Source organism: Nonomuraea sp. NPDC049158 (assembly GCF_040648335.1).
GTDB lineage: Bacteria > Actinomycetota > Actinomycetes > Streptosporangiales > Streptosporangiaceae > Nonomuraea.
Genome location: NZ_JBEZDM010000013.1, coordinates 177,798 through 187,216 on the forward strand (window position 1 = coordinate 177,798; position 9,419 = coordinate 187,216).

At 69.5% G+C, this 9,419-nt stretch carries 12 protein-coding genes; 6 read left to right on the top strand and 6 right to left on the bottom strand.

The genetic code is table 11. The features are described from left to right. Positions 1-38 precede the first annotated feature (38 nt). Positions 39-614: an NAD(P)H-dependent oxidoreductase gene (locus tag AB0B61_RS27890; protein WP_358437577.1), complete on the top strand. Its 576-nt coding sequence runs from the start codon at positions 39-41 to the stop codon at positions 612-614. 218 nt (positions 615-832) lie between these two features. Here AB0B61_RS27890 and AB0B61_RS27895 read toward each other — a convergent pair whose 3' ends face one another. After that, entirely contained in the window at positions 833-1,072 is a 240-nt protein-coding gene (locus AB0B61_RS27895; RefSeq protein WP_357957564.1) for a hypothetical protein, read from the bottom strand. A gap of 98 nt (positions 1,073-1,170) precedes the next feature. Beyond that, positions 1,171-1,680 carry a VOC family protein gene (locus AB0B61_RS27900; protein ID WP_358437580.1) on the bottom strand — a complete coding sequence of 170 codons (510 nt, stop codon included), beginning with the start codon at positions 1,678-1,680 and terminating at the stop codon, positions 1,171-1,173. Between the two features lie 61 nt (positions 1,681-1,741). Here AB0B61_RS27900 and AB0B61_RS27905 point away from each other — a divergent pair, with 61 nt between their 5' ends. The 5 genes from AB0B61_RS27905 to AB0B61_RS27925 all read left to right on the top strand — a co-directional run bounded on the left by AB0B61_RS27905 (position 1,742) and on the right by AB0B61_RS27925 (position 6,048). Then, the gene (locus AB0B61_RS27905; RefSeq protein WP_358437583.1) at positions 1,742-2,191 is read left to right on the top strand and encodes a MarR family transcriptional regulator; all 450 of its coding nucleotides are present in this window, start codon (positions 1,742-1,744) and stop codon (positions 2,189-2,191) included. Between the two features lie 58 nt (positions 2,192-2,249). Continuing rightward, positions 2,250-2,438 (top strand): hypothetical protein, encoded by a 189-nt coding sequence (locus AB0B61_RS27910; protein WP_357957558.1) that lies wholly within the window; start codon positions 2,250-2,252, stop codon positions 2,436-2,438. 290 nt (positions 2,439-2,728) lie between these two features. Then, positions 2,729-3,400, top strand: coding sequence for a DUF998 domain-containing protein (locus AB0B61_RS27915; RefSeq protein WP_358437586.1), 672 nt, complete (start codon positions 2,729-2,731; stop codon positions 3,398-3,400). 57 nt (positions 3,401-3,457) lie between these two features. Next, on the top strand, positions 3,458-5,674 hold the full coding sequence (locus AB0B61_RS27920; RefSeq protein ID WP_358437589.1) for a nitrate- and nitrite sensing domain-containing protein: 2,217 nt from the start codon (positions 3,458-3,460) through the stop codon (positions 5,672-5,674). Then, positions 5,671-6,048 carry a DUF742 domain-containing protein gene (locus AB0B61_RS27925; RefSeq protein ID WP_358437591.1) on the top strand — a complete coding sequence of 126 codons (378 nt, stop codon included), beginning with the start codon at positions 5,671-5,673 and terminating at the stop codon, positions 6,046-6,048. The genes AB0B61_RS27920 and AB0B61_RS27925 overlap by 4 nt, the downstream gene beginning before the upstream one ends. On the opposite strand, the gene AB0B61_RS27930 is transcribed toward AB0B61_RS27925, so the two are convergent. From AB0B61_RS27930 to AB0B61_RS27945, 4 genes are read right to left on the bottom strand one after another with little or no spacing between them, the layout of a single operon-like run. After that, the gene (locus AB0B61_RS27930; RefSeq protein WP_358437594.1) at positions 6,045-6,617 is read right to left on the bottom strand and encodes an ATP/GTP-binding protein; all 573 of its coding nucleotides are present in this window, start codon (positions 6,615-6,617) and stop codon (positions 6,045-6,047) included. The genes AB0B61_RS27925 and AB0B61_RS27930 overlap by 4 nt on opposite strands. Then, entirely contained in the window at positions 6,598-6,963 is a 366-nt protein-coding gene (locus AB0B61_RS27935) for a DUF742 domain-containing protein (RefSeq protein WP_357957550.1), read from the bottom strand. Before AB0B61_RS27935 ends, AB0B61_RS27930 begins: the two co-directional genes overlap by 20 nt. Continuing rightward, positions 6,960-7,367: a roadblock/LC7 domain-containing protein gene (locus AB0B61_RS27940; RefSeq protein WP_358437597.1), complete on the bottom strand. Its 408-nt coding sequence runs from the start codon at positions 7,365-7,367 to the stop codon at positions 6,960-6,962. The genes AB0B61_RS27935 and AB0B61_RS27940 overlap by 4 nt, the downstream gene beginning before the upstream one ends. Next, positions 7,364-9,406: an ATP-binding protein gene (locus AB0B61_RS27945; protein WP_358437599.1), complete on the bottom strand. Its 2,043-nt coding sequence runs from the start codon at positions 9,404-9,406 to the stop codon at positions 7,364-7,366. Before AB0B61_RS27945 ends, AB0B61_RS27940 begins: the two co-directional genes overlap by 4 nt. Between the last annotated feature and the right edge of the window lie 13 nt (positions 9,407-9,419).

Below are 9,419 nucleotides of genomic sequence, written 5' to 3' on the forward strand. Positions count from 1 at the left end.
TGTTGAGAAGCTAGCCGTCTGAGACCGAGGAGCGTCACATGTCCAAGCCCGTACTGCAGGTAGTCGTCGCCAGCACCCGCCCCGGCCGCGTGGGCAGGGTGATCGGGGAGTGGTTCTACGAGCGGGCCGTGGCCGGCGGCGACTTCGACGTCGAGCTGATCGACCTGGCCGAGGTCGGCCTGCCCTTCCTGGACGAGCCGAACCACCCCAGGCTCAAGCAGTACGAGCACGCGCACACCAAGGAGTGGAGCGCCCTCGTCGAGCGCGGCGACGCCTACGTCTTCGTGACGCCCGAGTACAACCACAGCTTCAACGCCGTGCTCAAGAACGCCCTCGACTTCCTGCACCAGGAGTGGCAGCACAAGGCGGCCGGCTTCGTGAGCTACGGTGGCCTCTCCGGTGGCACCCGCGCGGTCAACAGCCTGCGCCAGGTGGTCAGCACCTTGAAGATGATCCCGGTGGTCGAGGCCGTCAACCTGCCGTTCGTTCCGCAGTTCCTCGAGGACGGCACGGTCAAGCCCAACGACGTGATGACCGCCGCCGCCGACGCCATGCTGGCCGAACTCGCCAAGCTCACGAGCGCCCTGCGCCCCATGCGCCTCTCGGCCGCCTGACCCGCCCGCTCCGCGTGGCGCGTCGGATCGCCCGTCTGACCACTCGCCCGACCCGCCTGGCGTATCCGATCACCCGCCCACCCCACCGGCCCCACAGCCTGACCCGCCCGTCGCGAGCGACGGCGAGCGAGCCAAGCAGCCGGTACGGCCTGCCGGGCCGATGCGGCAGGCGAGGTTATGGCGGGTTGTGTCAGGTTATTCGGGTCATTCGGGTTATTTCAGGACTCGTCGTCGTTGTCGATCAGGTTGTCGAGCACGCGGGTCACGGCGTCACCCAGTGGGCGGAACGCCTGGCTGAGCGCGTTCGCGAGCGGGCCGAAGATCTCCGTCACCTCGTGGATCAGGTCTTCGGACTTGCTCTCGGGAGGCGCCCAGCGCATCGCGTCGGCGCTCAACGTCTCCCATTCGTCGACGACACCGTCGATGGCGTCGAGAACATGGTCGGGATCGCTCGGCATGGCCCTCCTCCAAAAGCGCGGGAGTGGGATAAGGCCACGGTACATCCAGTGCGAAATGTGACGCCAGGACGTCAGACGGGAATGGAGGCGCCAGGACGTCAGGCGGGGATCGAGACGCCCACACCGCCGCGCGTCTGGCCGCCGTACCTCTCCTTGTCGGCCGCGATGTCGAGCGGCCGGATGCCGCTGCGCGCGGTCAGCACCTCCTCGGTGAGGAGCGAGGCGGGCACCAGCCACGAGACCTCGAACTCCAGGCCGTCGGGGTCGTGCGCGTACAGGGCCTTCGTGGTGGAGTGGTCGGAGGCCCCGGCCAGCGCGCCCAGCTCGCTCAGCTTGGCCGCGATGCGCTCCAGCTCGTCGAGCGTGTCCACCTCCCAGGCCAGGTGGTAGAGGCCCACGGTGGACCGGCCGGCGGTGGACTGCCCCGCCCGCTCGCCGATCTGGAACAGGCCGAGGTCGTGGTCGTTGGTCGAGCCGGGGGCCTGGAGGAAGGCGGCGCCGGGCATGCCCATGATCACCTCGAAGCCGAGGGCCTCCCGGTAGAAGGCGACGCTGCGCTCGACGTCGCGCACGTACAGGACCGCGTGGTTGAGCCGCTGGACCGGCATGGTGAACCCCTTTCGGCGGAAGCTACCTCTGAGTATATGAGAGTTCAACTAAAATGGGCGCATGACCCGATGGCTGGACGATGACGAGCAGCGCACCTGGCGTGACTTCATGGCCGCGACCCAGTTGGTGAACGAGGCGCTCGACCGCCAGCTCCAGCGCGAGGCGGGCATGCCGCACACCTATTACATGATCTTGGTGGCCCTCTCGGAGGCGCCGGAGCGGTCGATGCGGATGAGCGAGCTGGCCGCCAGGGCGCAGAGCTCGCAGAGCCGGCTCTCCCACGCGGTCGCCCGGCTGGAGGAGCGCGGCTGGGTGCGGCGCCGCCCCTGCGACTCCGACCGCCGGGGCAGCTTCGCCGCGCTCACCGATGAGGGGTTCGCCGCGCTGGCCGCCGCCGCGCCCGGCCACGTGGCGGAGGTACGGCGGAGCCTGTTCGACGTCCTCACCCCCGAGCAGCTGGGACAGCTCGCCGAGATCTGCGCGGCGGTGCGGAACACGCTGGAGCCGTAGCGCGAAACTGTCCCCGCGACGCCGTACGGTTCTCCCGGAAGTCGAACGAGGAGAGCGGATGCACGACACGGATGAGGCGCTGTTCAGGGCAGTCCACGGGATCGCCGGCCGCTTGGCCGGGCAGCCGGTCCCCGTGGTGATGGACGCCTTGCTACGCCAACTGCCCAAGGCCCCCGGCCTGGACATGGCCGAACTCCGCCGAATCGCCGAGGAAATCAGCGTCGGCAGAGACCCTTCGGGCTTGTAACCACGAGGGGCCACGAGGGACCACGACAGATCCCGACGGAGCGTGTGGGCCCTCCACTCCCGAGCGGCGAGCAGCGATGGACCGTGCTGGTCAAGAAGACGCACGTCACGGCGCCCAGCCGGTGAGGCGGAGGAGCGTGCCCCTGGAATGCCGCCGACCCCGGTCGGCGGACGGGCCCTCCCGTGCCTGCCGTAATAAAAAAGACCCTAAATAAACCCCGAGATCACCTCAGGGTCGGGTCAGGGGCGGGGCCTGATGTGGGGGTGGACCGCAGGAGGGAAAGTAGGGCCATGACCGCAAAGAGGCTCTATCCCATCATCGCCTGCGGGTCGATCGTGTTCGCGGTGGTCGGGATCGTGGTCGGGCAGCTGGTGCCCGGCCCCGGCCTGAACCCTCTCAACACGACCGTCAGCGAATACGCCGTGTCCGACCGCGGGGGCGTCACGGAAGCGGCGATGATGGTCCTGGGCCTCGGTTCGCTCATCCTGCTGAAGGCGCTGAAGGCGGCGGACGCACCGGTGCGGGGGCTACCGGAGCGGCTGCTGTGGGTGTGGTCGGGGGCGCTGATCGTCGCCGCGGTCATCCCGACCTCGCCGATCGGCGCCGACCTGACCCTGACGGCGGAGATCCACCGTTACGTGTCCGTGGCGGCGTTCGTCAGCCTGCCCGCGGCGGCGGCCCTGCTGGTGCCCCGGCTGGCGGCCGACGAGGTGTGGAAGCCGATCGCGCGGACCGTCGAGTGGGTGGCCCTGGCGGGCGGGCTCGGGGTGCTGGCGATCACCTACGTGGCGCTGCCCGGCGAGCGGGTGATGATCGGGTTGGTGGAGCGGTTGCTGCTGGGCGCGGAGGTGGCGTTGCTGGCGGTACTCGCCGCGTGGCTGGTACGGCTGGCATGGCGACGGGCCGTCGAACGACCTGCGGGTTTCCGGACATATCATAGATTTGTCGCGAGTCGATCTTAAGAACCGCCTCATTTGGTGCTATTCTCTCCCGCGATCTTCTATCCGGGAGCGGGCGTCATGGCATCTGGCAGATCCATCAGATTCAAGATCTCGACGCTGCTGGTTCTCCCACTGGTTTCTCTGGTCGGACTCTGGGGTTTCGCCGCGAGCACCACCACCGGTGAGGCCATGGGCCTGCTGAAGGTCGACACGATCTGGTCCGGAGTCATCAGCCACGCCGACTTCCTGGTCTACACCATCGAGCAGGAGCGCCTCGCCTCCGCCGAGGTGATCTCCGGCGGCGTCGCCGACCCCGCCCAGCTGGCCGCCACGCGCGGCAAGGTCGACGAGGTCAAGAAGCGGCTCTCCGACGGGGGCCTGTCGGAGACGACGCAGGCCGCCCTCACCCCTGAGATGCGGGGGCGGCTGAAAGAGGTCTTCACGGCCGTCGACCGCCTGCCTGAGATCAGGAAGAAAGTCGACAGCCGCAAGCTGACCCCCGGCGCGCTGATCACCGAATACTCGGCGGTCAGCGACGCGGTCCATCACTTGTACCCATCGCTGACCCTCGGCACGGACGTCGAGCTGGCCCAGCAGGCGCAGGGTCTGATCGCCGCCAGCGAGGTCCGCGAGCTGCTGAGCCGCGAGCACGCGCTGATCATCGCGGCCAACGGCAAGCCGTCCATGGGCGACATGCACATGCTCGCGAAGATCGACGGCACGCGGACGTACATGTTCCCCAAGGCCATGGCCAACCTCGACGCCGAGCTGCGGGCCCCGTTCGAGCAGGTCACCAAGTCCGCGCGCTGGGCCGCGATGGAGCGCGCGCTGGACGGCTACGTCTCGGGCCGGATGCTCGACCCGGCGGTCTGGCGCGGCATGGCCGACCCCGAGCTGAAGGACTACACCCAGGTCATCTGGGACAACGGCGACCGGCTGCTGGCCCGGATGACCCCGGCCGGCATCGCCATCCTCGTACGGGCCGGCGTGGCGGGCGTTCTCGGCCTCATCGCCGTCGCCCTGTCCATCTTCATCTCCATCCGGGTGGGCCGGCGCGTCAGCCGTGAGCTGGCGGCGCTCCGCCGCAACGCGCTCGACCTGGCCGAGATCCGGCTGCCCAGTGTCGTGACGAAGCTGCGGCAGGGCAAGAACGTCGACATCGCGGCCGAGGTGCCGCCCATCAAGATGTGCGACGGCGCGACCAGCGAGATCGACGACCTGGCGAAGGCGTTCGACAGCGTCCAGTACACCGCCGTGGACGCGGCCGTCGAGCAGGCCAAGCTGCGCCAGGGCGTCTCCGAGGCGCTGCGCAACCTGGCCCGGCGCAGCCAGTCGCTGCTGCAGCGCCAGCTCAAGCTGCTGGATGAGATGCAGCGCGAGACCGAGGACCCGGAGGCGCTGTCGCGGCTGTTCAAGATCGACCACCTGACGACCCGCATGCGCCGCCACGCCGAGGGCCTGGTGCTGCTGTCCGGCGGCTCCGCCGGGCGCAGGTGGCGCGGCATCATCCCGGTCGAGGACGTGCTGAGCGGCGCCGCCGCGCAGGTCGAGGAGTACACCCGGGTCCGCGTCTACCCGATGCCGGAGTGCGGGGTCTCCGGCGCGGCCGTGGCCGACCTCATGCACCTGTTCGCGGAGCTGATCGAGAACGCCGCCGCCTTCTCCTCGCCGGGCAACGAGGTGTCGGTCCGCGGCGAGCTGGTCGGCAGGGGCTTCGCCGTCGAGGTCGAGGACCGCGGGCTGGGCATGACCCCCGAGGCCCGGCAGGCCGTCAATGAGAAGCTGGAGAGCCCGCCCGAGTTCGAGGCGTCGCAGACCGAGCGGCTCGGCTTCTCGGTGGTCGGCATGCTGGCCGCCAGGCACGGCATCACGGTCACGCTCAAGCCGTCTCCGTACGGCGGCACCACCGCCATCGTGCTGGTGCCCACGGCGCTGATCCAGGCTCTCCCGACGCCGGTGCGGATGCCCGAGCTGGAGTCGGTGTCCGTCTCGGTGGTCAGGACGCCTCAGGACGTCAGGGCGCCGCACGACACGACGGCCCCCGGCCAGCTGCCCCGCCGCCAGCGCACGGCCAAGCACGGCCCTGAGAGGACCCAGGAGTCGGCGCTGCCCCGCCGGGTGCGACAGGCCAACCTGCCGGAGCAGCTCAAGCAGTCGCCACCCCCCGAGCAGACTGAGGCACGCTCGTCCGAGAGCCGCTCACCGGAGGAGGCCAGGGCCCTGTTGTCCTCGCTCCAGTCGGGTTGGCAGCGCGGGCGGCAGGACAGCGATCAGGATGGGGGATCCCAGTCGTGACCCATGGGCCAGACGAGTGGGTTGACGAGGAGGCCGGCCCGGTTGTGCGGCCGTACGCGGTGGCCAGGGGGCGCACCAAGTCCTCGGCGCCCGAGCTCGACCTCCTGGCGACCGTGTCGGCGACCGGCCTGCCAGTGCCCGCCAAGGCGGAGCTGAGCGGTCAGCACCGCCGGATGATGGACTGCGTCATGGCTCAGACCAGGCCGGTCGTCGAGATCGCCGCCGAGCTGAACCTGCCCGTGGGGGTGGCCAGGGTACTGCTCGGAGATCTGCTCGACTACGGCCTGGTGTCGGCCCGGCCGCCGCTCGCCAAAGCGACGACCCCTACGGAGAGCCTGCTCAGAGAGGTCATCAACGGTCTACGGGCGCTCTAGTTCGCCGACGTCATCGTCCTCAGCGAATGCTCGACCAGCGTGACCATGACCTCCTTGGCCGAAGTGCGCCGCCGCACGTCACAGAGCAGCACGGGCACGTCCTCGTCCAGGTCGAGTGCGATCCGCACGTCGTCCACGCTGTGCCGGTCGGCGCCGTCGAAGCAGTTGACGGCCACCACGAACGGCGTGCCGCGCTGCTCGAAGTAGTCGACGGACGGGAAGCAGTCGGTCAGCCGCCGGGTATCGGCGATCACGACGGCCCCGAGCGCGCCGTAGGACAGCTCGTCCCACATGAACCAGAACCGTTCCTGCCCCGGGGTGCCGAACAGGTAGACGACCAGACCTTCGCGGATCGTGATTCGGCCGAAGTCCATCGCGACGGTGGTGGTGGTCTTGGCCTCCACACCGTCGAGATCGTCGACGCCGACGCCGCGATCGGAGAGCACCTCCTCCGTGCGAAGCGGCCGGATCTCGCTGATCGCGCCGACCAGCGTGGTCTTGCCCACGCCGAACCCCCCGGCGATCAGAATCTTCAGCGCGACGGGGTCCTCAGAGAGCACGGAGTCCATTGATCACTTCCTTGAGAATGCGCTCATTCGGACGCGGCCCCTTTTCCGAGGGGGACGTCACCGAGATGAGGCCGTGGTCACGCAAGTCGCCGAGCAGCACCCGGACGACGCCTACGGGCAGATCGAGCTCGACGGCCACGTCGGCCACCGTGATCGGGTTACGCGCTGCCCGCAGGATGAGCAATTGCTCGGGTTCGAGATCGTACGCCTCCGTGTCGCTGACGACGGAGACGATCGCCATGAGGTCGAACGCCTCTCCGGAGGTTCTGGTGCGCCCGCGAATGAGGGCGTAGGGCCGGACGACCGGCCCCGCGTCCTCGTCAAGCCACCGCGGGGGTTCGTTCATGACGATGTCGCCCTGGGGTTGGTGGATATGTGCTGCCCCACCCGCTTGACGAGCATCGCCATCTCGTAGGCGATGTGGCCGACGTCGACGTTGGCGTCGGCCAGCACGGCCAGGCAGGTGCCCTTCCCCGCCGCCGTCACGAAGAGGAACGCCGACTCCATCTCGACGATGGTCTGGCGTACGTCGCCGCCGCCGAAGTGCCGTCCCGTGCCGCGGGCCAGGCTCTGGAACCCGGCGGCCACGGCCGACAGGTGCTCGGCGTCCTCGCGGATCAGTCCCTTGGAGTAGCCGACCGCCAGGCCGTCGGTCGACAAGATGACGGCCTGCCGTACTGCTCCGACCCTGGTCGTCAGGTCGTCGAGGAGCCAGTTCAGCTCACCGGTGTTGGTCGTCGGCACACTCATGCCTCCCCCTCCTCATTAGCTTCTTCTCGGGCGCGTTGGGTTCCCCGCTGATAGGCGGAGAACAGGTCCCGTACCTCATCGGGAGAGCGCTCTGTCTTCTCTTCCGGTTCCGGCTCAGGCGGCTCGTCCGTCTTGAGCTGGGGTGCCAGGTTTGCCTGTTTCACTCGCCTCGGCAGCCCGGCATGCGTGCCGTTCACCACCGCGAGCGTCTTCTTCTTGGTACGGCTGGGCAGCGCCGGCGCCTCGCCGTCGCCACCCGCCTCGAGTGCGGCCTGGTCGTGGACCAGCCCGCGCGGCACCAGCACGATCGCGGTGGTGCCGCCGAAGGGCGAACGGCGCATCAGCACCTGGATGCCGTGCCGTTCGGCCAGCCTGGCCACCACGAACAGGCCGAGCCGGTCACTGTCGGCCAGGTCGAACTCCGGCGGGTTGGTCAGCAGCGCGTTGAACGCCGCGTACTCGCCCGGAGACAGCCCCAGCCCCCTGTCCTCCACTTCGATCGCGTAGCCGTTGCTCACCAGGTCGCCGCGGACGACCACGGTGGTGGTCGGCGGCGAGTAGATGGTGGCGTTCTCGACCAGCTCGGCGACCAGGTGGGTGAGGTCGGCGGCGGCGGCTCCGTCGAGCGCGCTGCCGGGCATGGCCTCGACGGTGACCCTGGTGTAGTCCTCGACCTCGGCGATCGCCGCCCGGACGATGTCGACCGCGGGCACCGGCTTGCGCCAGGCCCGGCCGGGAGCGGAGCCGGACAGGATGATCAGGCTCTCCGCGTGGCGCCGCATGCGCGTCGTCAGGTGGTCGAGGCGGAAGAGCTCCTCCAGCCGGTCAGGGTCGTGCGTACGGCGCTGCATGCCGTCGAGCAGCGCGAGCTGGCGGTGCAGCAGGCCCTGCTTGCGCCGGGCGAGGTTGAGGAACACCTGGCCGATGCCGCGCCGCATCGCGGCCTGGCTCACGGCGGCCTGTACGGCGGTGCGCTGCACGGAGCCGAACGCCTTGGCCACGTCGACGATCTCGGCCGCGCCGCTGACCTTGAGCGGCTTGGCCTCCTTCTTGACGTTGACCTCTTCGCCCCGGCTCAGCCGGTCGACCAGGGCGGGCAGCCGGTTGTCGGACAGCTCCACGGCCGCGGACCTGAGCGCGGCCAGCTCGCCGGCCAGGCGGCGGCCGAAGCGTACGGAGATGATGATCGAGGCGAGCACGGCGATCAGCCCGAGACCGCCCGCGGTGCCGATCTTCACCATGGTGCTGGTGGCGGCGTCGAGCGCGCGCTCGCTCAGCACCTCGCCGGACGACGCGCCGAGCTTGTCGAGCTGCGTCGTGAGCCGGTCCACGGTCGCGTTCCACGTCGCGCCGTCGGCGGGTGGGGCGCCGCTCGCGATGATGCGCGCCTCCATGGCGGTGAAGTCCCTGAACGGCTCGCCGGCGAAGATCTGCTCGTACGGCCTGCGCAGCGCCGTGTCGAGCCCGGCCTGACCACGGGCGCTGAGGAACCTCCGGGTCGCGACGTACTCGGTGAACGCCGTGAGCTCCGGCTCGGTGAGCCGGTGGTCGATGAGCGCGCCGCTGAGGAGCGCGTGCTCGCGGGCGATGATCTCCCGGGCGTTGCCCATGGCCTGCAGCGACGACGCCTGCTGGAAGAGCGGCAGGTCGGGCACCGAGACGAGGTGGTCGTAGAGCCGGAAGATGGCGTCGAGGACCCGGTTGTACTCGTTGAGGCTCGTCAGCCGGGAGCTGATGCCGCCGTCGATGTCGGCGCGGATGGAGCCGAGCCGGTTCAGCTCTCCGGTGAGGGTGTCGAGAGAGGCGCGCAGGTTGTCCTTGATCGCGTCACCGGCCGTCACGGCGGACTTCTGGAAGTCGGCGACGGACTTGTCGGTGCGGGCGCGCTGTGACCCGAGCTCTTGGGTGAGTTGACGGGTGGTGACCGCCACGGCCGATTGGGCCCGCTCGGCTTGGAGCTGTAAGCCCAGGTCGGTGGAGGTGAGGCCGATCGTCTGATAAAGCGTGTTGGCTCTTAGCAGGGCCTGGCCGTCACCCACGGTGAGATTGAGG